Origin of the sequence: Micromonospora craterilacus (genome assembly GCF_003236315.1) — a bacterium.
In the GTDB taxonomy this organism is placed as follows: Bacteria; Actinomycetota; Actinomycetes; order Mycobacteriales; family Micromonosporaceae; genus Micromonospora; species Micromonospora craterilacus.
Genome location: NZ_POTY01000002.1, coordinates 80,293 through 104,951 on the forward strand (window position 1 = coordinate 80,293; position 24,659 = coordinate 104,951).

The 24,659-nt window shown below is 73.5% G+C and carries 24 protein-coding genes; 19 read left to right on the forward strand and 5 right to left on the reverse strand.

Annotation, left to right across the window (positions count from 1 at the left end):
• The first annotated feature begins 23 nt into the window (after positions 1 to 23).
• The 11 genes from C1I95_RS00815 (at position 24) to C1I95_RS00865 (ending at position 12,690) form a co-directional block, all read left to right on the forward strand.
• Positions 24 to 809, forward strand: coding sequence for an ABC transporter ATP-binding protein (locus C1I95_RS00815; RefSeq protein ID WP_111211782.1), 786 nt, complete (start codon positions 24 to 26; stop codon positions 807 to 809).
• On the forward strand, positions 806 to 1,522 hold the full coding sequence (locus C1I95_RS00820) for an ABC transporter ATP-binding protein (protein ID WP_111211783.1): 717 nt from the start codon (positions 806 to 808) through the stop codon (positions 1,520 to 1,522). The genes C1I95_RS00815 and C1I95_RS00820 overlap by 4 nt, the downstream gene beginning before the upstream one ends.
• Positions 1,523 to 1,537: 15 nt before the next feature.
• Entirely contained in the window at positions 1,538 to 2,416 is an 879-nt protein-coding gene (locus C1I95_RS00825; RefSeq protein ID WP_111211784.1) for a branched-chain amino acid ABC transporter permease, read from the forward strand.
• On the forward strand, positions 2,413 to 3,516 hold the full coding sequence (locus tag C1I95_RS00830) for a branched-chain amino acid ABC transporter permease (protein ID WP_111211785.1): 1,104 nt from the start codon (positions 2,413 to 2,415) through the stop codon (positions 3,514 to 3,516). The genes C1I95_RS00825 and C1I95_RS00830 overlap by 4 nt, the downstream gene beginning before the upstream one ends.
• A gap of 151 nt (positions 3,517 to 3,667) precedes the next feature.
• Positions 3,668 to 4,945: an ABC transporter substrate-binding protein gene (locus C1I95_RS00835; RefSeq protein WP_111211786.1), complete on the forward strand. Its 1,278-nt coding sequence runs from the start codon at positions 3,668 to 3,670 to the stop codon at positions 4,943 to 4,945.
• A gap of 167 nt (positions 4,946 to 5,112) precedes the next feature.
• Positions 5,113 to 5,889, forward strand: coding sequence for an SDR family NAD(P)-dependent oxidoreductase (locus C1I95_RS00840; protein ID WP_438941265.1), 777 nt, complete (start codon positions 5,113 to 5,115; stop codon positions 5,887 to 5,889).
• Positions 5,882 to 6,943, forward strand: a complete 1,062-nt coding sequence (locus C1I95_RS00845) for a phosphotransferase family protein (RefSeq protein WP_111211788.1) — start codon at positions 5,882 to 5,884, stop codon at positions 6,941 to 6,943. Before C1I95_RS00840 ends, C1I95_RS00845 begins: the two co-directional genes overlap by 8 nt.
• A complete protein-coding gene (locus tag C1I95_RS00850) occupies positions 6,944 to 8,179 on the forward strand; it encodes an acyl-CoA dehydrogenase family protein (RefSeq protein WP_111211789.1) in 1,236 nt (411 codons plus the stop codon).
• A gap of 47 nt (positions 8,180 to 8,226) precedes the next feature.
• Positions 8,227 to 8,925: a TetR/AcrR family transcriptional regulator gene (locus C1I95_RS00855; protein ID WP_233513174.1), complete on the forward strand. Its 699-nt coding sequence runs from the start codon at positions 8,227 to 8,229 to the stop codon at positions 8,923 to 8,925.
• 137 nt (positions 8,926 to 9,062) lie between these two features.
• On the forward strand, positions 9,063 to 11,885 hold the full coding sequence (locus tag C1I95_RS00860; RefSeq protein ID WP_233513175.1) for a helix-turn-helix transcriptional regulator: 2,823 nt from the start codon (positions 9,063 to 9,065) through the stop codon (positions 11,883 to 11,885).
• Between the two features lie 34 nt (positions 11,886 to 11,919).
• On the forward strand, positions 11,920 to 12,690 hold the full coding sequence (locus C1I95_RS00865; protein ID WP_111211791.1) for a DinB family protein: 771 nt from the start codon (positions 11,920 to 11,922) through the stop codon (positions 12,688 to 12,690).
• Here C1I95_RS00865 and sigJ read toward each other — a convergent pair.
• Entirely contained in the window at positions 12,687 to 13,574 is an 888-nt protein-coding gene (gene sigJ / locus C1I95_RS00870; protein WP_199523534.1) for an RNA polymerase sigma factor SigJ, read from the reverse strand. The two genes, C1I95_RS00865 and sigJ, sit on opposite strands and share 4 nt — an antisense overlap.
• Before the next feature lie 225 nt (positions 13,575 to 13,799).
• On the opposite strand from sigJ, the gene C1I95_RS00875 reads away from it, so the two are divergent.
• From C1I95_RS00875 to C1I95_RS00885, 3 genes are all read left to right on the forward strand, one after another.
• The gene (locus tag C1I95_RS00875) at positions 13,800 to 14,192 is read left to right on the forward strand and encodes a DUF6220 domain-containing protein (protein ID WP_111211793.1); all 393 of its coding nucleotides are present in this window, start codon (positions 13,800 to 13,802) and stop codon (positions 14,190 to 14,192) included.
• Between the two features lie 86 nt (positions 14,193 to 14,278).
• Positions 14,279 to 15,559, forward strand: a complete 1,281-nt coding sequence (locus C1I95_RS00880) for an MFS transporter (RefSeq protein ID WP_111211815.1) — start codon at positions 14,279 to 14,281, stop codon at positions 15,557 to 15,559.
• 56 nt (positions 15,560 to 15,615) lie between these two features.
• The gene (locus C1I95_RS00885) at positions 15,616 to 16,332 is read left to right on the forward strand and encodes a poly-gamma-glutamate hydrolase family protein (RefSeq protein WP_111211794.1); all 717 of its coding nucleotides are present in this window, start codon (positions 15,616 to 15,618) and stop codon (positions 16,330 to 16,332) included.
• Between the two features lie 4 nt (positions 16,333 to 16,336).
• Here the strand turns inward: C1I95_RS00885 and C1I95_RS00890 are convergent, their stop codons facing one another.
• Genes C1I95_RS00890 through C1I95_RS00900 form a run of 3 tightly spaced genes read right to left on the reverse strand, consistent with a single transcriptional unit; the run spans position 16,337 to position 19,537 of the window.
• On the reverse strand, positions 16,337 to 17,413 hold the full coding sequence (locus C1I95_RS00890) for an alcohol dehydrogenase catalytic domain-containing protein (RefSeq protein ID WP_111211795.1): 1,077 nt from the start codon (positions 17,411 to 17,413) through the stop codon (positions 16,337 to 16,339).
• Positions 17,410 to 18,828 (reverse strand): aldehyde dehydrogenase family protein, encoded by a 1,419-nt coding sequence (locus C1I95_RS00895; protein WP_111211796.1) that lies wholly within the window; start codon positions 18,826 to 18,828, stop codon positions 17,410 to 17,412. Before C1I95_RS00895 ends, C1I95_RS00890 begins: the two co-directional genes overlap by 4 nt.
• A 43-nt stretch (positions 18,829 to 18,871) precedes the next feature.
• Positions 18,872 to 19,537: a TetR/AcrR family transcriptional regulator gene (locus C1I95_RS00900; RefSeq protein WP_111211797.1), complete on the reverse strand. Its 666-nt coding sequence runs from the start codon at positions 19,535 to 19,537 to the stop codon at positions 18,872 to 18,874.
• A 104-nt stretch (positions 19,538 to 19,641) separates the two neighbouring features.
• Between C1I95_RS00900 and C1I95_RS00905 the strand changes: the two genes are divergently transcribed.
• The 5 genes from C1I95_RS00905 to C1I95_RS00925 all read left to right on the forward strand — a co-directional run bounded on the left by C1I95_RS00905 (position 19,642) and on the right by C1I95_RS00925 (position 24,245).
• A complete protein-coding gene (locus tag C1I95_RS00905; protein ID WP_111211798.1) occupies positions 19,642 to 20,790 on the forward strand; it encodes an acyl-CoA dehydrogenase family protein in 1,149 nt (382 codons plus the stop codon).
• Between the two features lie 17 nt (positions 20,791 to 20,807).
• A complete protein-coding gene (gene fabG, locus C1I95_RS00910; RefSeq protein ID WP_111211799.1) occupies positions 20,808 to 21,566 on the forward strand; it encodes a 3-oxoacyl-ACP reductase FabG in 759 nt (252 codons plus the stop codon).
• A gap of 34 nt (positions 21,567 to 21,600) precedes the next feature.
• Complete coding sequence (locus C1I95_RS00915) at positions 21,601 to 22,773, forward strand: acyl-CoA dehydrogenase family protein (RefSeq protein WP_111211800.1); 1,173 nt, start codon at positions 21,601 to 21,603, stop codon at positions 22,771 to 22,773.
• Positions 22,770 to 23,234 (forward strand): MaoC family dehydratase, encoded by a 465-nt coding sequence (locus tag C1I95_RS00920; protein ID WP_111211801.1) that lies wholly within the window; start codon positions 22,770 to 22,772, stop codon positions 23,232 to 23,234. The genes C1I95_RS00915 and C1I95_RS00920 overlap by 4 nt, the downstream gene beginning before the upstream one ends.
• A gap of 87 nt (positions 23,235 to 23,321) precedes the next feature.
• Positions 23,322 to 24,245 (forward strand): oxidoreductase, encoded by a 924-nt coding sequence (locus tag C1I95_RS00925; protein WP_111211802.1) that lies wholly within the window; start codon positions 23,322 to 23,324, stop codon positions 24,243 to 24,245.
• A gap of 62 nt (positions 24,246 to 24,307) precedes the next feature.
• Here the strand turns inward: C1I95_RS00925 and C1I95_RS00930 are convergent.
• On the reverse strand, positions 24,308 to 24,659 hold a 352-nt coding region (locus C1I95_RS00930), incomplete at its 5' end, for a cellulose binding domain-containing protein (RefSeq protein WP_199523535.1).

A 24,659-nucleotide genomic window follows, 5' to 3' on the forward strand; every position in this document is an offset into this window, starting at 1 on the left:
AACTTTGGCCGAGGGGAGGGGCGATGGAGGACGGTCTCGCGCTGCACCACATCGGCGTCCGCTTCGGCGGCCTCACCGCCCTCGACGACGTCTCGCTGCGGGTGTCCCCGGGTGAGGTGGTGGGCGTGATCGGCCCCAACGGTGCCGGGAAGACCACCCTGTTCAACGTCGTCTGCGGTTTCGTCGCTCCGCACACCGGCTCGCTGACCCTCGACGGCCGGCCACTGCGGCCACGACCACACCGGCTCACCCGGCTGGGCATCGCCCGCACGCTGCAGGGCACCGGCCTGTTCGCCGGGCTCACCGTGCTGGAGAACGTGATGGCCGGCGCCTCGCACGCCGCCCGCACCGGCCTGCTACCGGCCCTGCTCGGCCTGCCCCGCAGCGACCGCGACGAACGCCGGCTACGCCGGCACGCCCACGACGTCCTCGACGAGCTGGGCATCGCGGCGCACGCCGAGGCCGCGCCCGGCACGCTGCCCTTCGCCGTACGCCAGCGGGTCGCCCTGGCCCGCGCGTTGGCCGCCCGCCCCCGGCTGCTGCTGCTCGACGAGCCGGCCGGCGGCCTGGGCGCCGAGGACGTGGCCGGGCTGGCGGAGCTGATCCGGGGGCTGCCGCGCCGGGCCGCCGACCCGTGCGCCGTGCTGCTGGTGGAACACCACATGGACCTGGTCATGGCGGTCTGCGACCGGATCGTGGTGCTCGACTTCGGGCGGGTCGTCGCCGCCGGGCCGCCCGAGGCGGTCCGCGAGGACCCGGCGGTGGTGGACGCCTACCTCGGCGCCACCGTCGGCGAGGCACGGGCATGAGTGACCTGCTTACCGCTGAGGCGCTGGCGGCCGGCTACGGGCCGGTGCCGGTGCTGCACGGGGTCGACCTGACCGTGGCCCCCGGCACCATCGCCGCCGTCATCGGTGCCAACGGGGCCGGCAAGACCACCCTGCTGCGCACCCTGTCCGGCATGCTGCGGCCCACCGCCGGCCGGATCCTCCTCGACGGGCGTGACCTGCGCGGCACCCCGGTGGAGCAGCTCGTCCGCCGCGGCGTGGCGCACGTCCCGGAGGGACGCGGCGTGATCGGCGAACTCACCGTCGAGGAGAACCTGCGGCTGGGCGCGCTGTGGCGGCGGGACCGGGCCGACGGCGTCCGCGCCCTCGACGAGGTCTACCAGCTCTTCGAGCCGCTGGCCCGGCGCCGGCGCCACCTCGGCCACCAGCTTTCCGGAGGCGAACGGCAGATGCTGGCCCTCGGCCGGGCCCTGGTCAGCCGGCCCCGGCTGCTGCTGCTCGACGAACCGTCGCTCGGCCTGGCACCCCGCGTGGTGGCCCAGACCATGGCCCTGCTGCGGCAGCTGCGCGACGACACCGGGCTGACCGTGCTGCTGGTCGAGCAGAACGTACGCAGCGCACTAGCCGTCGCCGACCAGGGCATCGTGATGTCCCTCGGCCGGGTGGCCCTCGCCGCCCCGGCCGACCGGCTGCGCGACGACGCCGACCTGCGGCACGCCTACCTCGGATTCTGACGGGAAGGAGGATCGTTGGACCGCTTCCTCTTCCTCACCCTCGACGGCCTGTCGAGAGGCGCGGTCTACGCCGCGTTCGCGCTGGCCCTTGTGCTCATCTGGCGGGCCGGCCGGATCGTCAACTTCGCCCAGGGGGCGATGGCGGTCGCCGCCGCGTACGTGGCGTACAGCGTCACCGCCGCGACCGGCTCGTACTGGCTGGGGTTCGTCGCCGCGCTGGTCGCCGGGCTGCTGCTCGGCGCGGTGGTCGACGTCGCGGTGATGCGGCTGGTGGACCACCGGTCCCCGCTCAACCCGGTGATCGTCGCGCTCGGGCTGGTCCTGCTGATCCACGCCGTCCTGGGCATGGTGTACGGCAACGAGTACCTGCCCGCGCAGACCCCGTTCAGCCGTACCGCGCTGACGGTTGGCGGGCTCGCCGTGCTGTCGCCGTACGACCTGTTCGTCTTCGCCACGGTTGGCGTGGTCGGTGCGGCGCTGGTCTGGATCTTCACCCGGACCGCGATCGGGTTGCGGATGCGCGCCGCGGCGTTCGCTCCCGAGGTCTCCCGTCTGCTCGGGGTGAACGTGAGCGGCATGCTCACCCTCGGCTGGGCGCTGGCCTCCGGCGTCGGTGCGCTGGCCGGGATGCTGGTCATCCCCACCGAGTTGGGTCTGCACCCGCACGCGATGGACCTGGTCTTCGTCTCCGCGTTCACCGCCGCGGTGGTCGGCGGGCTGGACAGCCCGCCCGGCGCCGTGGTCGGTGGCCTCGGCGTCGGCCTGCTGCTCTCCTACGTCAGCGGCTACGCCGGCGGCGACCTCATCCCGCTCGCGGTGCTGGCGCTGCTGTTGGCGGTGCTGCTGCTGCGCCCCGGCGGGCTGTTCGCCCCGGTCACGGCGAGGCGGGTGTGAGCGCCACCCGGGCGGCGGCGCCCGCCCGCCGCACCGCCGCCGAGTCGCCCCGCACCGGCCGGACGGTGCCGACCCTGCTGCGCCATCTCGCCGTCGCGGCCGTCGCCGGGGTGGTGGTGCTGGCGATCAGCTATCAGCTCGACTCGTTCCGCAACTTCCAGCTGGCCACGGTGGCCGCCTACCTCTGCGCGACCGCCGGGCTGACCGTGCTCACCGGGCTGTGCGGGCAACTCTCGCTCGGGCACGGCGCGCTGATGGCCACCGGCGCCTATACCGTCGCGCTCTGCCAGAACGCCTTCGCCGACCGGGGCGTCACCGCCGGCGGGGTGCTGGTCCTGTCGCTGGCCACGGCGGTGCTCGCCACCGTCGCGGTCGGCGCGGTCGTCGGGGTGGCCGCCGCCCGGCTACGCGGGCCGTACCTGGCCGGGCTCACCCTGGCGGTGGCGGTGGTGGTGCCGGCGCTGACCGTCACCTTCGACGGTGTCTTCAACGGCGAGCAGGGCCTGGCGGTGCCGGTGGCCCCCGCACCGGCGGCGCTGGGCTTCTACTTCCCGTACGAGCGGTGGCAGCTGTGGGTGGTCACCGCGGCGACGCTGCTCTGCCTGGTGCTGCTGGCCAACCTGGTCCGCAGCCGGTACGGCCGTGCCTTCCGGGCGGTACGCGACGACGAGGTCGCCGCCCGGCTGGCCGGGATCCACGTCGCCCGTACCCAGGTGATCGCGTTCGTGGTCAGCGCGGGCAGTGCCGGGCTCGGCGGGGCCCTGCTCGCGATGCTCGCGCAGAGCGTGTCGCCGGGCGCGTTCGGCCTGACGTTGTCGCTGTTCCTGCTGATGGCCGTGGTCATCGGTGGTCTCGGCCGGCTCGCCGGCGCGGTGTGGGGCGCCGTCCTGCTGGTCGCCCTGCCCGACCTGACGCACACCCTGACCGACCTGTTCACCCTCTCGCCGGCGGCGGCGCAGCGGCTGGAGGGCAACCTGCCGTTGGCGATCTTCGGCGGCACGCTGATCGTCGTCATGATCGCCGCGCCCGGCGGCGTGCAGGGCCTGCTGTCCCGCCTCGCCGGGTCGCTCCGCGTCCGGTGGCGCCGCCGCCGGTCGTAGACCGTCCCGGGCCGCCGCCAGCCCGGCCGCACCACCCACCGTTCCGGGCCGTCGCCGGTCCGGCCGCACCACCCACCGTCCCGGCCGTCGCGCGGCCGGGAGACCCACCCACCATCTCGCACAACCGGACCGATGAAAGGTCGGTGTCCCCATGCGATCCATGGCACGACGCGGTCTCGCGATCGCCACCACCCTCGCCCTGCTGGCCGGCTCGGCCGCCTGCGGCGCCGACGAAGGCTCCAGTCGGGGGCCGGTCCCCGGCGTCACCGACACGGAGATCGTCGTCGGCACCCATATGCCGCTGACCGGGCCGGCGTCGGCCGGCTACTCGAAGATCGCGCCGGCGACGAAGGCGTACTTCGACTACGTCAACGCCAACGGCGGCGTGCACGGCCGGAAGATCAGTTACAAGATCATGGACGACGGCTACAACCCGGCGAACACCCAGCAGGTCGTCCGCCAACTGGTGTTGCAGGACAAGGTGTTCGCCATCCTCAACGGCCTCGGTACGCCCACCCACACCGGCGTGCTGGACTTCCTGCACAGCAACCGGGTGCCCGACCTCTTCGTCGCCTCCGGCAGCCGCAGCTGGGACCAGCCCGACCGCTACCCGGCCACCTTCGGCTTCAACCCGGACTACACGGTCGAGGGCAAGATCCTGGCCAATCACGTGAAGACCGCCCTGCCCGGGAAGAAGGTCTGCTTCCTCGGCCAGGACGACGACTTCGGCCGGGACAGCCTGGCAGGGGTGGAGAAGGTGCTCGGCGCCGACGCCGTGGTGGCCCGCCAGACGTACGTCACCAGCAACACCAACGTGGCGCCCCAGATCGGCGCGTTCAAGGCGGCCGGCTGCGAGATCGTCATGCTGGCCACCGTGCCCGGCTTCACCGCGCTGTCCGTCGGCACCGCCGCCCGGCTGGGCTTCAGCCCGCAGTGGCTGGTCTCGAACGTGGGTGCCGACCACCCGACCCTGGCCCGGCAGCTCGGTGACGCCGCCGGCCTGCTGGACGGGATGATCGGCGTCAACTACCTGCCGATGCAGAACGACACCACCGACCCGTGGATCCAGCTGTTCACCAAGGTGAACTCCGAGCACAACGGCGACGCGCCGTTCGACGGCAACACCGTCTACGGCATGGCGGTCGGCTACCTCTTCGTGCAGGTGCTGCTGGCCGCCGGGCCGGACCTCACCCGGGAGTCGCTGGTGGAGGCCGTCCGCAAGGGCGGCTATCAGGGCCCCGGCGTGGCTCCGCTGCGGTTCTCCACCACCGACCACTCCGGGTACGGCGGGGGACGGTTGAGCCGGATCAGCGGGGGAGTGCAGAGCTACTTCGGCCCGACGTACGAGACCGACGAGGAGGACGGGCCGGTCAACGAGTACTCCGCACCGCCGGTGGCGCCCCCGGCCAACGGCGTACCGACCGCCTGACCCTGCCGTCCGCGTGGTCCGCATCCGGTGGCGGTGCGGGCCACGCCCAGCCGTTGACGGAGACCGATGTCGACTCATAATATCTGCACTATGAGTGCAAATTCGGGGCGGCGTGCTGGCCGGGTCGCGCTCGTCACCGGCGCCGGCCGGGGCGCCGGATGACCGGGCTGGCGCTGCCCGGCGCCGCCGTCGTGGTGACCGGCGCGGGCTCCGGCATCGGGGCGGCGCTGGCCACCCGGTTCGCCACCGCGGGCGCCCGGGTGGTGGTCAACGACCTCGACGCCACCGCGGCGCGGGCCGTCGCGGCGCGCACCGGTGGCCACGCCTGCCCCGGTGACGCGGCCGATCCGGCCGGCGTGGCGGCCCTGGTCGACTTCGCCCGCCGGCAGCTCGGCACCATCGACCTCTACTGCGCCAACGCCGGCGTGGCGGCCGGCGGCGGCGCCGACGCACCCGAGCAGACATGGCAGGCGGCCTGGCGGGTCAACGTGATGTCCCACGTGTACGCCGCCCGGGAACTGCTGCCGCACTGGCTCACCACCGGGCGTGGCCGGCTGCTTGTCACCGCCTCCGCCGCCGGCCTGCTCACCCTGCTCGGCAAGGCGCCGTACGCGGTGACCAAGCATGCCGCGCTCGGCTTCGCCGAATGGCTGCGCGCCACGTACGCCCACCGTGGCGTGACCGTCCAGGCACTGTGCCCGCAGGGGGTGCGTACCCCGATGCTGGCGGGCGCCGACGCGCTGAGCAGCGCCCTGCTCGACGGCACGGCCCTCACCCCCGAGCAGGTGGCCGACTGCGTGGTCGAGGCACTGGCCGACGACCGCTTCCTGGTGCTGCCCCACCCCGAGGTCGCCACCTGGTACGCCAACCGCGCGGCGGACCCGGACCGCTGGCTGCGCGCGATGAACCGGATTCAGCAGGACACGGAGCGCCGCGATGCCTGACCCGCCGGACGGCAGCGCGCCACCGGACCGGGCGCACAACAGGACGACGGACCGGGCACCCGGCGTCCGGGTGCCGGAGCTGCCCGGGCTGGACCTGGACCGGCTGGCGGCGTACCTGGACCGGGCCGCGCCCGGGCTGGTCGGCGGGGCGCTGCGGGGGAAACTGTTGGCCGGCGGGCGGTCCAACCTCACCTACGCGGTGACCGACGGCCACGCCCGCTGGGTGCTGCGCCGGCCGCCGCTGGGCCACGTGCTGGCCACCGCACACGACATGGGCCGCGAGTACCGGGTGATGGCGGCTCTCGCCCCGACCACCGTTCCGGTGCCGCCGATGGTGCACCACTGCCCCGACCCGGTGGTGCTCGGTGCGCCCTTCTACCTGATGGGGTACGTGCCGGGCTGGGTCCACCGCGAGCCGGCCGACCTGGCCGCCTGGTCGCCGCCGCAGGTCCGCGCCCTGGCGTTGGCGCTGGTCGACCTGCTCGCCGAGCTGCACACGATCGACCCGGCGGAGGTCGGACTGGCCGACTTCGGCCGCCCCGACGGCTTCAACGCCCGGCAGGTCCGGCGCTGGAAGCGCCAGCTCGACGCGTCCCGCAGCCGCGACCTGCCCGGCATCGACGAGCTGCACGACCGGCTCACCGCCGCCGTCCCCGCAGTCGGTGCCGGTGCCGTCCTGCACGGCGACTTCCGGTTGGACAACGTCCTGCTCGGCGACGACCGCACCGTGCGGGCGGTGCTCGACTGGGAGATGTCCACTCTCGGCGACCCGCTGGCCGACCTGGCCCTGTCGCTGCGCTACGCGACCCGGGTGGACGCGCCGGGGCAACCGGGCACCGGCGAACTCGCGGCCCGGTACGCGCAGCGCACCGGCCGGCCGGTCGACGGCCTGGACTGGTATCTGGCCTTCGCCGCCTTCAAGCTCGCGGTGATCCTCGAGGGCGTGCACTACCGCTACGTGTGCGGGCAGACCGTGGGCGACGGGTTCGACACCGTCGGCGCCCGGGTGCCACCGCTGATCGCCGAGGGCCTGGCCACGATCCGGAGGGGATGAATGGACTTCCGTCACGACGAGACCACCGAGCGGCTGCGGGAGCGCCTGCTCAGCTTCATGGCCGAGTGCGTGTACCCGGCCGAGCCGGTCTTCGAGCAGCAGTCCCGCGAGCCTGGGGAGCCGTGGACGGTGCCACCGGTCGTCGCCGACCTCCAGGCCGAGGCCCGCCGGCGCGAGCTGTGGAACCTGTTCCTGCCCGGCGAGCACGGTGCCGGCCTGACCAACCTCCAGTACGCGCCGTTGGCCGAGATCACCGGACGCTGCCCGTGGCTCGCCCCGGTGGCGCTCAACTGCGCCGCGCCGGACACCGGCAACATGGAGCTGCTCGCCCAGTTCGGCTCCGCGCGGCAGCGGGAACGGTGGCTGACGCCGCTGCTCGAGGCCCGCATCCGCTCGGCGTACGCGATGACCGAGCCGGCGGTGGCCTCGTCCGACGCCACCAACATCGCCACCCGCGTCGAGCGGGTCGGCGACGAGTACGTCGTCAACGGTCGCAAGTGGTTCGTCACCGGCGCGATGGATCCGCGCTGCGCGATCTTCATCGTGATGGGCCGGACGGATCCGTCGGCGCCCCGGCACCAGCAGCACAGCCAGATCCTCGTGCCCCGCGACACCCCCGGGGTGACCGTCCGGCGGGGCATGCTGGCCTTCGGGTACGACGACCACGACCACGGCGGCCACGCCGAGATCGACTTCGTCGACGTCCGGGTGCCGGCGGCGAACCTGATCGGGGCGGAGGGCTCCGGCTTCGCCATCTCCCAGGCCCGGCTCGGGCCCGGGCGGGTGCACCACTGCATGCGGCTGCTCGGCATGGCCGAACGGGCCGTCGAGCTGATGTGCCGCCGGGTCAGCCAGCGGCACGCCTTCGGCGGTCCCCTGGCCGAGCAGGGCGTGGTGCGGGACTGGATCGCGCAGGCCCGGGTGCGGCTGGAGCAGGCCCGCCTGCTGGTGCTCAAGACGGCCTGGCTGATGGACACCGTCGGCAACCGGCAGGCCCACACCGAGATCCAGGCCATCAAGATCGCGGTGCCGGAGACGGTCGAATGGATCATCGACCGGGCCATCCAGGCGCACGGCGCGGCCGGGGTCAGCCAGGACACCCCACTCGCCCGGCTCTGGACCCGGGCCCGGGCGGTGCGGATCGCCGACGGGCCCGACGAGGTGCACCGGCAGTCGCTGGCCCGCCGGGAACTGCGCCGGCATCGGGCGGAAACCCCGGTGTCGGCGCGCGTCTAGACTCGGCTCGCACGAACGGAACTCCAATGGTGAGGGGGCGGACGCGGATGGGCAGGGCCGAGGCGCCGGGTCGGACCGAAGTGCCGGGTCGGGCCGACTCTGCCGGCCGGGGCGAGTCCGCCGGCCGGGGCGAGTCCGCGGGCCGCGAGGCTGCCGGCCGCGTCGACGGGCGGACCGCCCGGGCCGAGCGCACCCGGGCGGCGATCGTCGAGGCGCACCTCGACCTCATCGCCGAGGGCGACCTGCGACCGACCGGCGAACGCATCGCCGAGCGGGCCGGCATCTCCCTGCGTACGCTCTGGACCAACTTCAAGGACATGGAAACCCTGTTCGAGGCGAGCGGCGCGGAGCTGCTCCGGCAGCAGGACGCCGCCTGGCGGCCGATCTCGCCCACGTTGCCGCTGGCCAAGCGGATCGACGCGTACTGCCGGCAGCGGGCGAAGCTGCTGCAACTCATCGCGCCGTCGGCCCGGGCCGCCCAGATGCGCGAGCCGGTCTCGGCACAGCTGCGCCGCAACCGGCTCAAGCACATCGACCGGGTACGCGACGAGGTCGAGCAGCTGTTCGCCGTCGAGCTGGACCGGGCCGGGACGGGCCGGGAGCAACTGCTCAACGCGGTGGTGGCGGCGAGCATGTGGCCGGCCTGGTCGATGCTGCGCGACGGCCTCGGGCTGGGCGTGGACGCCGCCCGCGCGGTGATGGCCCGTACCGTCGCCGCCCTGCTCGCGGAGCCGGTCGCCCGCTGACCGCCCGCGCCGGACGACCACTGCGCTCCCGTGCGGGTGGCGTCGGTGGGCCGCCTCGTTCCGATTCACCTCTTCTCAACCGGTGTGCGATGGGTGAGACTCGATACATGGTTAATGCATCTAGAGTGCAAATAACCGTGCTGCGGGGCCGGGAGCACGAGCGGCGGGAGATCCGTGACCTGCTCGCCACCCGTGCCGGGGGAGCGCTGCTGCTGCACGGCGAGCCCGGCGCCGGCCGTACCGCCCTGCTGGCGTACGCCCACCGGCACGCCGACGGCCGGACGCTCCTAGCCGGGACCGGCGTGCCCGACGAGGCGCCGCTGCCCTACGCCGGGCTGCAACGACTGCTCGATCCGGTACTCGACCGGGCCGCAGCGCTGCCCGAGCGGCAACGGCAGGTGCTACGCCGCGCCCTGGCCGGCGAGGGATGCCCCGAGGCCGACCGGCTCGCCCTGTCGATGGCCGTGCTCGGACTGCTCGCCGCCGTCACGCGGGACCGCCCGCTGCTCTGCACCATGGACGACGTCGACCTGGGCGACACACCGACCGCGCGGACCGTCGCCTTCGTGGCCCGACGACTTCGCCATCTGCCGGTCACCCTCCTGCTCACCGCCGGCAGCGACATCGGCGCGGCCGGCATACCCCACCGCCGGCTGCTTCCGCTCGACGACCACGACAGCCACGCCCTGCTCGCCGATCGACGGCCCGGACCGCGGCCACCCGCACCCGTGCTCGCGGCGCTGGCCACGATCGCCGATGGCAACCCGCAGGCCCTGGTCGACCTCGCCGACACGTTGACCCCCGGGCAGTGGCACGGGCAGGAGCCGCTGCCCAGCGCACCGCCACCCGACGGCGGCCTGGCGCGGGCGTACCGGTCCCTGCTGGCCCGGCTGCCGGGTGACACCCGGTGCGTGCTGCTGCTGGCCGCGCTCGCCGCCGACGCCGCCCCCGGGACCCTGGCCCGCGCCCCCGGCAGTACCGGCGGGACGCCCGTCCCGGTCGAGGCCGCCACGCTCGCCGGCGCCGTCCGGGCCGTGGGCAACTCCGTCGCCGCGCTCACCCCGGTCGAGGCCGCCGGCCTGGTCCGGGTCGACCCGCAGGGCGACGTCATCTTCCCCCGGCCGCTCGCCCGCAGCATGGTCCAGGCGACGGCGTCCCTCGCCGAGCGGCGCGCCGCCCATCTGCTGCTCGCCGGGGCGCTTGACGCGTCTGGTCACCGGCTGCGCCGGGCGCTGCACCGGGCCGCCGCCGCCGACGGCCCGGACCCGGCGCTGGCCGTCGAGCTGGAGCGGGCCGCAGCCAGCGGTGAGGACGGCTGGGACACCGCCGCGACCGCGCTGAGCCGGGCCGCCGACCTCAGCGACGACCCGGTCCGCGCCGCCACCCGGCGGGTCACCGCCGCCCGCTACGCCTGGTCCGCCGGGCAGCCCGACCGGGCCCGGGCACTGCTGAGTGCGCTGCCCTCCGCACCAGCCGCACCTGCCGACCTGTTGGCCGCCCCTCCCGCTGCGTCGGCAGCAGCGGCCGTCACCGGAGGCGCCGATCTGCTGCGCGGCGAGATGCAGCTGCGCTGCGGCCCACCAGCCGTGGCGTTGCCGACCCTGATGGCGGCCGCGACCGCGCTGGCCGGCACCGACCGCACCACGGCACTGGTCGCCCTGGTCCGGGCCGGGGAGGCCATCTGCTTCTCCGGCGACCAGTACCGCTACGCCGAGGTGGCGCGCCGGGTGGCGGCGCTGCGCCGCGACGGGGATCCGCCGCCGGCGGAACTGATGACCGCGCTCGTCGCCGGGGTCGCCGCGACCCTGCGCGGCGAGCACGGGCAGGGCGGGCCGCTGCTACGCCGGGCCGTCGTACTCGGCGGACGGTTGACCAATGCCGTGGTCAGCCCGACCGCGCTGACCGGGGCGGCCGTGGCCGGGCTGCTGGTCGCCGTGGACGCCGCCGCGCACCGGCTCGCCGACCGCGCCGTCGACCTGGCCCGCAGCCGGGGCGAACTGTCCGTCCTGCCGAGGGCCTTCGAACTGCGCGCCATGGCCGAGTACTGGCTCGGCCGGCACGACGCGGCGGTGGAGAGCTGCCGGGATGGGCTGCGCGTGGCGCGGGCCACCGGCCAGCACACCTGTGCCGGCGTACACCTGGGTCTGCTGGCCGTGCTCGCCGCGGTGCGCGCCGACCGGGCCGCCTGCCTGCGGCAGGTGGCCGAGATCGGCGACACCGCCGCGCCGGACAGCCGGCCGTACGCCCTCGCCCAGTGGGCCCTCGCGGTGCTCGACCTGGTCGACGGCCGGTACGCCGACGCCGCCGACCGCCTCACCGCGCTGGCCCGCCCCGGCACCGGCCGCGGCCAGGTCCTCGTCCAGGTGATGGCCACGCCCCACCTGGTGGAGGCCGCCGTGCACGTCGGCCGGCACGCGCAGGCCCGCGCCGCGCTCGCCGTCTTCGACCGCTGGGCCGGCAGTACGGCCAGCCCGTCCCGCCGGGCACTCTCCGCCCGATGCCACGCGCTGCTGGCCCCGCGCGGCAGTGTCGAGGCGGAGGAACAGTTCCGGACCGCGTTGCGGCTGCACCCGGCCGACGCCGCCACCTTCGAACGGGCCCGCACCGAACTGCTCTTCGGCCGGGACCTGCGCCGCAGCCGCCGACCACGCGACGCCCGCGACCACCTGCACCGCGCCCGCCAGACGTTCACCCTGCTCGGGGCGCAGGTGTGGGCCGAGCAGGCCACCACCGAACTACGGGCGGCGGGAGAGTCCGTCGGCGCGCCGGACCGGCCGGCCGAGCAACTGTTGACCGGTCAGCAACTGCGGATCGCGCACCTGGTCGCCTCCGGTGCCACCAACCGGGAGGTCGCCACCCAGATGTTCCTGTCCACCCGGACCGTCGACCATCACCTGCGCAACATCTTCCACCGGCTCGGCATCCGCTCCCGCACCGAACTGGCCCGCGTACTCGGCTAGGCGGAGTCCTGGCCGGCGGGGCTAGAGTCCGACCATGGCCGACTTCACGGGGGACAACCTGAGCGGCTCGCGCTTCGAGCGGGTCGACCTGACCAGTGCCGAGTTCCGAGCTGTCGACCTGTCCCAGGCTCGGTTCCGTGGCGTCGACCTGCGCGAGGTGGTGATGCGCGGCGTCGAGCTGGTCGACGTCCGCATCGACGGTGAGATCCACAACCTGGTGGTCAACGGGGTCGATGTGGCGCCGCTGGTCAACGCGGAGCTCGACCGGCGTGACCCCCTCCGGGTCAGGATGCGCCCCACCGACCCGGACGGGTTCCGGGAAGCGTGGGGCATCGTCGAGGGGCTCTGGGAGGGCACGGTCGCGCGGGCTCGCGGCTTGGATCCCGGGCTGCTGCACGACTCGGTGGACGGCGAGTGGTCGTTCATCGAGACCCTGCGCCATCTGGTGTTCGCCACCGACGCGTGGGTGCGGCGGGCCATCCTCGGCGACCCCGCGCCGTGGGATCCGCTCGGCCTGCCGTGGGACGAGATGCCGGACACCCCGGGGATCCCGCGAGACCGCCAGGTCCGTCCCTCCCTCGACGAGGCTCTAGTCTTGCGCCGCGACCGGATGGCGACCGTGCGCACGGTGCTCGACGGCCTGACCGACGAGTCCCTGGCCAGCCGCACCGACCCGGTCGAGGGTGCCGGCTGGCCACCGCCGGAAAGCTTCCCGGTACGCGAGTGCCTGCTGGTCGTCCTGAACGAGGAGTGGCACCACCGGCGGTTCGCCGAGCGGGATCTCGACGCCCTGGAGACAGGCTAGGACCGTGTCCCCTCCGTCCACGGCCGGAGCTTCTCCGGGTTGCGTACCACCCAGATGCGCGTGATCCGGTCGGCTGCGAGGTCGAACGCCGCCACCGTCACGGTGATGCCGCCCAGTTGGGCGACCAGGCCGGGCCGGCCGTTGACCGTACGCTCCAGGATCGTCAGGTTGGGTGCGCGGCCTGCGATCTTGACGGCGTAGCGGGCGATCTGCTCGGCGCCCTCGATCGGGCGGAGCGCGGTGTTGACCCGGCCGCCGCCGTCGGCGATCGCGGTGGCGTGCGGGTCGAGGAGAGCGATGAGGGCGTTGATGTCCTTGGCTTCCCAGGCCTGCTTGAAGTTCCGGACGATGTTCGCCTGTTGGGCTGTCGTGGTCGTGGGGGCCTGCGACGCGCGGATGCGGCGGCGGGCTGAGGAGGCGAGTTGGCGACAGGCCGCCGGGGTGCGGCCGACGATCTCGGCGACTTCGGTGAAGGAGTAGCGGAAGACGTCATGCAGGATGAACGCGACGCGTTCGGCCGGGGTCATCGATTCGAGTACGACGAGGAAGGCCATGTTGATCGACTCGTCGAGGGTGACCCGGTCGGCGGGGTCGGCGGTGGCGGCGTCCGACCGCCCGGTGACCCACTCCGTACCGTCGGGCAGGGGCTCGGGGATCCATTCGCCCACGTACCGTTCCCGTCGGGCCCGGGCCGAGCCGAGCAGGTCGAGGCAGATGCGGCTGGCGACGGTGGTCAGCCAGGCGCCGGGGGAGTCGATGGCTTCCTGTCGGTCTGGGGGCATGGCGTACCAGCGGGCGTAGGTCTCCTGGACGACATCCTCGGCATCGGCCAGCGAGCCGAGCAGCCGGTACGCGAGATTGATCAGCCGACGTCGCTCGCTCATGACCGCACTCAGGCTCGGCTCGAACCGGCCGTCTGCTGGCCCGGATCGGGTGCTCATGGTGTTGCCGACTCCCTCGGTCGCAGCTGCCTCACCAGTTCGACGAGACACCGCGCCGAACTGTGAGGCCGGCGGGTCGCCTCACATTCCGAGCGGTCGCGTCGTCGGACTTGCTGAGACAACATCCAGCACCGACAAGCTACTTCCTGCCGCCGAAGGAGTTCTTCCATGCGTAGGGCCTTTGCCGGACTGGCGATCCTGCTCCTGTTGGTCGTCGTCGCCGAGTTCTTCTTTGCCGCGAGCGGGGCCTTCGGCACCGGGCCCGACCGCGACGCCTACCGGCCCCATCACGCGTTGGGGTACGTGATCTTCCTTCTGCCGGTGGTGATGGCGATCGTCGCCGCGCTGGCCCGGCTGCCGGGGCGGCTGATCGGGATGGCGGCGTTGGTCGCCGGGCTCACCGGTGTCCAGGTGGCGATCGCGAAGCTGGCCCGGGCGGTCGGCGACACCGGTGACCGGGTCGGCGTCGGCGAGCTTCTCTTCGGTCTGCACGCGGTAAACGGTCTGGCCATCGTGGCGGTGGTCTGGATGATCGTCCGGCAGGCGCGAGCGCTGTCCTGACCTCGTCACGGTGGCACCCTTCGGTGCGGTGGCGGCCAGGACGTGCGGGTTCAAGCGATCCTCGTGTCTCTGCCATGATCGGTCGCATGACGGGGGTCGAGGGACCAGCGCGTACGGATCCGGTGGCGGAGTCCCGCTCCGACCCGGAGCGGTTGGGTGGCAGGTACTGGCGGCTCTGGTCGGCGTCCGCGGTGTCGAACCTCGCCGACGGGATCGTCAAGATCGCCCTGCCGCTGGTCGCGGTGGGCTACACCAGCTCGCCGGTGCTGGTCGCCGGGGTGGCGGCGGCGTTCAGCCTGCCGTGGCTGCTGTTCGCGCTGCCGGCCGGCGCGCTCGTCGACCGGCTCGACCGGCGTCGGGTGATGCAAGCCGCCAACACCGTACGCGCGGGCCTGTTCGGCGTGATGGCGCTGGCGGTGGCGCTCGACGCCGGCTCGATCTGGCTGCTCTACCTGGTGGCGTTCGGCGCCGGCGTCGCCGAGACCCTGTACGACACCTCGGCCCAGTCGATCCTGCCGCAGCTCGTCCCGCGCGAGGTGCTGCCCCGGGCCAACGGGCGGCTGCACGCCGTCGAACTGGCCGCCAACCAGTTCGTCGGCCCGCCGCTGGCCGGCTTCCTGGTGGCCGCCGGCGCGGCCGTCGCCCTGGCCGGGCCGGCCGGGCTGTGGGCCGTCGCGGTCGCGGTGCTGCTCCTGGTCGGCGGCCGGTTCCGGGTCGAGCGGGACGGCCGCGGCAGCCTGCGTGCCGACATCGCCGAGGGGCTGCGCTTCCTCTGGCGGCACCGGCTGCTGCGCACCCTGGCGACGATGGTGGGCGTCAGCAACTTCGTCACGAACGCCGTCTTCGCGGTGCTGGTGCTCTACGCGGTCGGCCCGGGTTCGGCGATCCGGCTCACCGAGCCCGGGTACGGGATCCTGCTGACCACCATCGCCGCCGGCATCGTGCTCGGGTCGCTGCTCGCCGGGTGGATCGAGCGTCGGCTCGGCCGGGCCCGCGCGCTCGGGGTGTCCGTGGTCGCCATGGCGGCGGTGGTCGGCGTGCCGGCGTTGAGCACCAACCCGTTCGTGCTCGGCGCGGTCTTCTTCGGCGGCGGGATACTGCTCGCCGCCTGGAACGTGATCACGATCTCGCTACGCCGGCGGATCACCCCGGACCGGCTGCTCGGCCGGGTCAACAGCAGCTACCGGCTGCTCGCGTGGGGCAGCATGCCGGTCGGCGCGATCGTCGGCGGTCTGCTGGCGGAGGCGTTCGGCCTCCGCGCGGTCTTCGCGATCATGGGAGTGCTGGCGCTCACCCTGCTGCTCGGCATGCTCCGGGTCACCGACGCCGCCATCCACGCGGCCGAACGCGACGCAGGCGCCATCTAAGATCGTGATTGCCATCGCGGGCGTGGGTATCGCCCGGGCACCGACAGGAGAACCGTGTGAACCGACGTACGCAATGGGTCCTCAGCGCTCTCGCCGTCCCGCTCGTGGTGTTGACCGGGTACGGCCTGTCCTGGGTGGGGCAGGCGCCGCAGCGGCCGGCGGCCGAGGCGGTGAGCGGCACCGTCGGGGAGTACCCGTCGATGACCGCGCTGCGCAAGGTCGAGGAGGAAGGCGTCGCCTTCGACCTCACCTGGACGATCACCAACTCGCCGCTGATCGTGGTCGCCCCGCACGGCGGCTCGATCGAGCTGCGGACCAGCGAGATCACCAGCGCGATCGCCGGCACCGAGCACACCCAGTGCCAGTTCAAGGGCAAGCTGCCCGCCGGCCAGAACTTCCCGCGACTGCATGTCACGAGCGAGCGCTGGGACGTCGAGGAGTGCCTGATCCTGATCGGCCAGCGGACTCATGCGCTGTCGATCCACGGCACGTCCAAGGCGTCCAAGATCGTCTACGTGGGTGGCCGGGACACCGCGACCGGTGTCGAGTTGGCGACCGCCCTGCGCGCCGCCGGCTTCACCGTCGTGCAGCCCGCACCCGCCGACATCGCCGGCACGTCGGTCAACAACTTCGTCAACAGGGACGCCGACGGTGCCGGCGTCCAGCTCGAACTGACGACGGACCTGCGCATGGAGCTGTTCCCGACCAAGGATGGTCCGCCCTCGGCCCGTGGGCAGGCGTTCGTCGACGCCGTGCGGAGCGTCTACTCCTGATCGACTAGTCGAACAGGACGACCGTGCGGGCCCCCTCGCCCCGGGCCATCCGGGCGAGCGCCTCCGGCGCCTCGTCCAGGGTGGCCCGGTCGGTGACCAGGAAGGCGAGGTCGAGGCTGCCGTCCAGCACCGCCCGGGCCAGTTCGGGCACGTCCCGGTCCGGGTCGGAGGAGCCGTAGACCGAGGAGCGCAGCGTCCGGGCGGAGTGGAAGATGTCCAGGGCGCTCAGGCCGAGGATGTCGTCCCGGCCGCCCATGCCGACCACGATGACCTGGCCGCCCCGGCGGGTGGCCCGCCAGGCGGTGCGAATCGTCTTGGCCTGCCCGACGCACTCCACCGCGTGGTCGACGCCGCGCTTGCCGGTCAGCGCCCGCACCGACCGGCTGAGCGTGTCGTCGGCGAGCAGGAAGTCGGTGGCGCCCGCGGCGGCGGCCAGGTCGGCCTTGGCGGGCGAGACGTCGACGGCGATGACCGTGCCGGCGCCGGCCGCGCGGGCGGCGGCCACCGCGGACAGGCCGACGCCGCCGAGACCGATCACGGCGACCGAGTCGCCGGGGGCGACCGCGGCGGTACGGCGGATCGCGCCGACGCCGGTGAGCACCGCGCAGCCGAGCAGCGCGGCGGCGGTGAACGGCAGTTCGGCCGGTACGCCGACCACGGCCTCCTGCGGCACCAGCACCTGCTCGGCGAGGGCGCCGAGGCCGAGCGTGACGTGCAGTTGCTGGCCGTCGATGGTGTGGCCCCGGGTGGCGCCCGGCGCGCCGGAACGTTCGCACAGCCAGGGCTCGCCGTGCCCGCAGTACCAGCAGGCCCGGCACGGCGGTGCCCAGTTCAGCACCACGTGGTCGCCGACCGCGACCCGGTCGACGCCGTCGCCGACCTCGGCCACCACGCCGGCCGCCTCGTGCCCTAGCAGCAGCGGGTACGGCGCGGTCAGCGTGCCGTCGACCATGGACAGGTCGGAGTGGCAGACGCCCGCCGCCCGGATCCGTACCCGTACCTGGCCGGGGCCGGTGCCCGGCAGGTCGACCCGCTCGACCCGGGGCGGCGTGCCGGCGGCCCGGGCGACCAGGCCCCTCATCGCTGGATCGCCTTCACTTCGCAGAACTCCTCCAGCCCGTGGTGGCCCAGCTCCCGCCCGAGGCCGGACTGCTTGTAGCCGCCGAACGGGGCCATCGGGTTGAACGGGGCGCCGTTGATGTCGACGGCGCCGGTACGCAGCCGCCGGGCCACCCGCAGCGCCCGTTCCTCGTCGCCGGACCAGACCGCGCCGGCCAGCCCGTACCGGGAGTTGTTGGCCACCGCCACGGCGTGGTCGTCGTCGTCCACCGGGATGACCGCGAGGACCGGCCCGAAGACCTCCTCCTGAGCCAGCGCGCTGTCCGGGTCGACGTCGGCGATCACCGTCGGGGCGACGAACCAGCCCTGCTGGGGGACCGGGGCGTCGGGGCCGCCGGCGATCAGCCGGCCGCCGTCGGCCAGGCCCCGGGTGATGTGCTTCCGGACCCGTTCCCGCTGCTGCGCGGAGACCAGCGGGCCGAGGCGGGTGCCCGGGTCGAGCGGATCGCCGAGATGGTAGCCCTCGGCGGCCTTGGCGGCCAGGTCGAGGGCCTCGTCGTAACGGGCGCGCTGCACCAGCATCCGGGTCCACGCGGTGCAGGTCTGCCCCGAGTTGAGGAAGGCGTTGCCGACGCCCACCTTGACCGCGGTGGCCAGGTCGGCGTCGTCGAGGATCACGTTGGCCGACTTGCCACCCAGCTCCAGCGCGACCCGGGCGATCCGGTCGGCGGCCAGGTGCGCGATCCGCCGGCCGGTGGCGGTGGACCCGGTGAAGGAGACCAGGTCCACGTCGGGGTGCCCGGCGATGGCCTCGCCGACCACCGGCCCGGTGCCGGTGACCAGGTTGACCACGCCCGGCGGCAGGCCGGCGGAGTGGATGGCGTCGAAGAGCAGGTACGCGGTCAGCGGGGTCAGCTCGCTCGGTTTCAGCACGACGGTGCAGCCGGCGGCGAGCGCGGGCGCGAGCTTGGCCACGATCTGGTGCAGCGGGTAGTTCCACGGCGTGATCGCGCCCACCACGCCGACCGGTTCGCGTACCACCAGGGAGTTGCCCACGGCCTGCGGCGCCGGCGGTCGCGCGGCCAGGTCGACGTAGCCGCGCAGCACGGTCAGCGGCAGGCCGGTCTGGACCCGGGTGGCCACCTTGAGCGGGGTGCCGAGTTCCAGGACGACGGTGCGGGCGATGTCGTAGGCGCGGGCGGTCAGTTCGGCGTGCAGCCGGTCGAGGTGGGCGGCCCGGTCGGCCGGGTCGGTCGCCGCCCAGCCGTCGAACGCGGCCCGGGCCGCGGCCACCGCCCGGTCGACGTCGTCGGCGGTGCCGGCCGGCACCGCCCCGACCACCTCCTCGGTCGTCGGGTTGTGCACCTCCAGCGGCTGCCCACCATCGGCCGGGGCCCAGCGTCCGTCGAGGTAGAAGTCGGTCCGTACGAGATCCATGCGCCTCTCACCTCGCCTAAAACTAGCGGTGCAAGTTTGGACTCTAGTACGCCTCGCCCGTCGGCGGGAGAGGCGGCAGCGGGCCGACTGTGCGCTCGTAGGTGCGCGCCAGCCCATCGATCAACGTGTCCAGGCCCAGAGTGAACGCACCCTCGTCGACGCGTTGCTGGTGCTCGGCGAGGCGGTGGGCCTGGCTCAGGTGCGGGTACTGGTCGGCGTACAGCCCCGGGTCCTCGACGAAGCCGCGGGCGAACGAACCCAGCGCCGAGCCGGCCACGAAGTACCGCATGAGCGCGCCGATGTGCGTCGCCCGGGCCGGCGGCCAGCCCGCCTGCACGAGTCCACCGTAGACTGCGTCGGCCATGGCCAGTGCCGCCGGGCGTCGCCCTGGCCCCTGCGCCAGGTACGGCACGATGTTCGGATGGGCGGCCAGGGCCGCCCGGTAGGAGTGCCCCCACCGGCGCAGCGCCTCCCGCCAGTCGACCTTGCCGAAGTACGACACGTCGACCTGACCGGTGATGCTGTCGGCCACCGCGTCGAGGATCTCGTCCTTGGTGGCGAAGTGGTTGTACAGCGACGGCCCGCGTACGCCGAGTTCGGCGGCGAGCCGGCGGGTGGAGAACCCGGCCAGCCCCTCGGTGTCGATCAGCGCGGCGGCGGCCTCGACGATCCGCTGCCGGCTGAGCAGCGCCTGTCGCGGCCGGGGCATGGGTTTCCTCCTCCTGGCAGGTGCTTCGCACGGAACACTCCGCCCGGAACTTTGCCACACCGGGGTCTGGACAGCGTAAAACTTCCAGCGCTAGTTTAGCGCCCATGGACCTCCACCTCTCCGCCGAACAGGCCGCGGTCCGCCGGCTCGCCGCCGACTTCGTCGACCGCGAGGTGGCACCGCACGCGGCGGCCTGGGACCGGCGCGAGGCGGTCGACCCCGGCATCGTCGGCCGGCTCGGCGAGGTGGGCTTCCTGGGCCTGACCATCCCCGAGGAGTACGGCGGATCCGGTGGCGACCACCTGTCGTACTGCCTGGTGCTGGAGGAACTCGGCCGGGGCGACTCGGCCGTCCGCGGCATCGTCTCGGTCTCGCTCGGGCTGGTCGCCAAGAGCATCGCCGGGTACGGCACCCCCGAGCAGCGCGAGCGCTGGCTGCCCCGGCTCTGCCGCGGTGACCTGCTGGGCTGCTTCGCGCTGACCGAACCGGACAGTGGCTCGGACGCCGCCGCCCTGACCACCCGGGCGGTGCCCGACGGCGACGACTGGCTGATCACCGGCCGGAAGACGTTCATCACCAACGGCACCACCGCCGACGTCGCCCTGCTGTTCGCCCGTACCGGCGGCCCGGGCCACCGCGGCATCACCGCCTTCCTGATCCCCACCGACACCCCCGGCCTGCACCGCAACGAGATTCACGGCAAGCTCGGCCTGCGCGGCCAGGCCACCGCCGAGCTGACCCTCGACGCGGTCCGGGTGCCCGACGCCGCCCGCCTCGGCGACCAGGGCGGCGGCTTCCGGCTGGCGCTGGCCACCCTGACCAAGGGCCGGATGTCGGTCGCCGCCGGCTGCGTCGGCATCGCCCAGGGCTGCCTGGACGCCGCCGTCGGCTACGCCGGCCAGCGAACCCAGTTCGGCAAGCCCATCGCCGGGCACCAGCTCGTGCAACAGCTGCTCGCCGGCATCGCGGTCGACACCGCCGCCGCGCGGCTGCTGGTGTGGCGGGTCGCCGACCTGATCGACCGGGGGCAGCCGTTCGCCACCGAGGCATCGATGGCCAAGCTGTTCGCCAGCGAGGCCGCCGTCCGCGCGGCCAACGACGCCATCCAGGTCTTCGGCGGGTACGGGTACATCGACGAGTACCCGGTCGGCAAGTACCTGCGCGACGCCCGCGTCGCCACCCTCTACGAGGGCACCAGCCAGATCCAGCAACTACTCATCGGGCGGGCGCTCACCGGCGTCAACGCCTTCTGAACTCCCAGGGAGACAACGTGACCAGATTCGTCGACCGGGTCGCCGTCGTCACCGGCGCGGCGCAGGGCATCGGTGCCGCCACCGCCCACCGGCTCGCCGCCGAGGGCGCCGCCGTCGCCGTGGTCGACCTCGATGCCGGCCGCAGCCAGGCCGTCGCCGACGAGATCGTGGCCGCCGGCGGCCGGGCCGTCGGGATCGGCTGCGACGTCACCGACGCCGAGGCCGTCACGGCGATGGGGGAGCGGGTCACGCAGACCCTCGGCGGGTGGCACGTGCTGGTCAACAACGCCGGCATCACCCGCGACGACCTGCTGTTCAAGATGCCGCTGCCGGCGTGGGAGGCGGTGCTGACCACCAACCTGACCAGCATGTTCCTCTGCTGCCAGGTGGCCCAGCAGCACATGGTCGCGGCCCGCTACGGCCGGATCGTCAACCTCAGCAGCCGTTCCGCGCTCGGCAACCGGGGCCAGGTCAACTACGCTGCGGCCAAGGCCGGCGTACAGGGCCTCACCGCCACCCTGGCGATCGAACTGGGCCCGTTCGGCGTCACCGTCAACGCCGTCGCCCCCGGCTACGTGGCCACCGCGATGACCGCCGCCACCGCCGAGCGGGTCGGCTCCACCGCCGAGGAACACCAGCGGCTGGTCGCTGAGCACACCCCGCTGCGCCGGGTCGCACAGCCCGCCGAGATCGCCTCGGTGATCGCCTTTCTGGCCAGCGACGACGCGTCGTACGTCAGCGGCCAGACCCTGTACGTCAACGGCGGCGCGCGCTGAGCAGGCGCGTCCGCGGAGAGGAGCCGGTGAACACATGGACTTCGGACTGTCCGACGAGGAACGCGCCATCCGCGACACGGCCCGCGACTTCATCGCCAAGGAGGTCATGCCGCTGGAGCAGGAGCTGCTGCGCCGGGAACGGGCGCACCAGCCCGGCCTGGAACGCTCCGAGCTGCGGGAGTTGCAGCTCAAGGCGCGCAAGTTCGGCTTCTGGGGGCTGGCCACCCCGCAGGAGTACGGCGGCATGGACCTGCCCGCCGTGGTCCAGTCGCTGATCTGGACGGAGATCGGCCGGTCGTACGTGCCGTTCCGCTTCGGCGGCGAGGCCGACAACATCCTCTTCCACGCCACCGAGGAGCAGAAGCGGGAGTTCCTGCTGCCCACCATCGAGGGCGAGAGGTCCTCGTGCTTCGCCATCACCGAGCCGGGCGCCGGGTCGGACGCCGCCAACATCAGGCTCAGCGCCCGCCGCGACGGCGACGACTGGATCCTCAACGGCGAGAAGACCTTCATCACCGGCGGCAACGACGCCGACTTCGCCATCGTCATCGCGGTCACCGACCCCGAACGGGGCGCCCGCCAGGGCGGAGCCACCGCGTTCCTGGTGGACCGGGCGATGGGCTGGCGCTCCGAGTTCATCCCCACGATGGGCGAGGGCGGCCCGGCGTCGCTGATCTTCGACGACGTACGGGTGCCGCACCGCAACATCCTCGGCGAGGTCGGTCAGGGCTTCACCCTCGGCATGGAATGGATCGGCAAGGGGCGCTACACCATCCCCTCGCACGCCGTCGGCATCGCCGAGCGGGCCCTGCGGATGGCGATCGAGCAGGCCAACACCCGGGAGACGTTCGGCGCGAAGATCGGCACCAACCAGGCGATCCAGTGGATGATCGCCGACTCGGAGACCGAGATGGAGGCCGCCCGCTGGCTCATCCTGCGCGCCGCCTGGACGGTCGACCAGGGCCTCGACCCGCGGCACGCCTCCTCGATGGCCAAGCTCTACGGTGCCGGCATGGTCAACCGGGTGGTGGACCGGGTGCTCCAGATCCACGGCGGCATGGGCTACACCCGCGAACTGCCGATCGAACGCTGGTACCGGCAGGTGCGCCTCTACCGGATCTTCGAGGGCACCGACGAGATGCAGCGGCTGATCATCGCCCGCGACCTGCTGCGCGGCTACACGAAACTCGGCGGGCACCTGGCATGAGGATCTTCGCCGGCATCGACGACCTGGCCGCCGCGATCGGCGAGACCGTCGGCCCGGGTCCGTGGTATCCGGTCGACCAGCGCCGGGTCGACCTGTTCGCCGACGCCACCGACGACCACCAGTGGATACACGTCGACCCGGCGCGGGCGGCGGCCGGGCCGTACGGCGGCACCATCGCCCACGGCTACCTGACGCTGTCGCTGCTGCCCGCGTTGGTCGGCCGGCTGTACCGGGTCGACGGAGTGCGGATGGGCGTCAACTACGGCCTCAACCGGGTCCGCTTCCCCGCACCGGTACGCGTCGGCAGCGCGGTGCGGGCCGTGGCCACCATCGGCGAGGTGAGCCGGATCGAGAGCGGAGCACAGGTGGTCACCACGGTGACCGTGGACAGCGACGCGGGCGGCAAGCCGGTCTGCGTCGCCGAGACGGTAAGCCGCCTCCACAGTGGTCCACCCCGGTGACCGTCCTCCCCGAGCCGTGCTTGACGGGGTGATCGAACCACGTCAACCTTGTCACGCTTGCCGGATGGGTGGGGGGAAACGGACATCATGCGCTGGACGTACGACGACATCCCCGATCAGCGTGGGCGTACCGCGATCGTCACCGGGGCCAACACCGGGATCGGCTTCGAGACCGCCCGGATGCTCGCGGGCAAGGGGGCGCGGGTCGTGCTCGCCTGCCGGGACAGCGCCAAGGGTGCGGCCGCGGTCGGCCGGCTCCGCGCGGAGGTCCCGGCGGGCGAGGTGACCTGCGCCCTGCTCGACCTCGCCGATCTCGACTCGGTGGCCGCGTTCGCCGCCGCTTACCGGGCCGATCACGACCGGCTCGACCTGCTGATCAACAACGCCGGTGTGTTGTACCCCCCGCTGCGACGCACCTGGCAGGGCTTCGAGCTCCAGTTCGGTACGAACCACCTCGGCCACTTCGCCCTCACCGGCCACCTGCTGCCGGTGCTGCTGGCCACCCCGGCGGCGCGGATCGTCAGCGTCGCCAGCAACGCCCACCGCACCGGGCGGATCGACTTCGACGACCTGAACTGGCAGCGGCGTCGCTACCAGCGATTCGTCGCGTACTCGCAGAGCAAGCTCGCCAACCTGCTGTTCACCCTGGAGCTGCATCGCCGCCTGACCGGGGCCGGTTCGCCGGTCCGGGCCACCGCCGCGCACCCCGGCTGGACCTACACCGGCCAGGGACGCGACAGCGACGGCCTGGTCAACGCCGTCGGCCGGTTCTTCGCGATGAAGGTGCACGACGGGGCGTTGCCGACCCTGCGCGCGGCCACCGACCCCGACGCCGAGGGCGGCAGCTACTGGGGGCCGGCACACCGCTTCGAGTACGCCGGCCCGCCGGTCCCCGCCACCAGGACCAAGCGGGCCGAGGACGCCGCCGTGGCGCGGCGGCTCTGGGCGGAGAGCGAGCGGCTGACCGGCGTGCCGATCACGCTGGCGCCGGTCGCGGATCCGGAACCCTGAGCGGCTGCGGCATGAGTGGTGCCCCGGCCGGCACGACCGGGGCACCACGGAGGACGACCGGGTCAGCCGCAGGCTGCTCCGTTGAGGGTGAACCGGTTGGGTGGTGTGTTGGTGCCGTTGTGGGTGGCCTGTAGGCCGAAGCTGACGCTCTGGTTGGCCGGGATCGTGGCGTTCCAGGCGACGTTGCGCGCGGTCACCTGGTTACCGCTCTGACTCACCGTGGCGTTCCAGGCGCTGGTGACCTGCTGGCTGCCGGGCCAGGTCCACTGCACCGTCCAGCCGTTGACCGGGCTCGCACCGGTGTTGGTGACGGTGATGGTGGCGACCAGTCCGTTGTTCCACGAGTCGGCCGCGTACTGCACCCGGCAGGACGTCGAGCCGGGCGGCGGGGTGGTCGGCGGCGGCGTGGTGGGC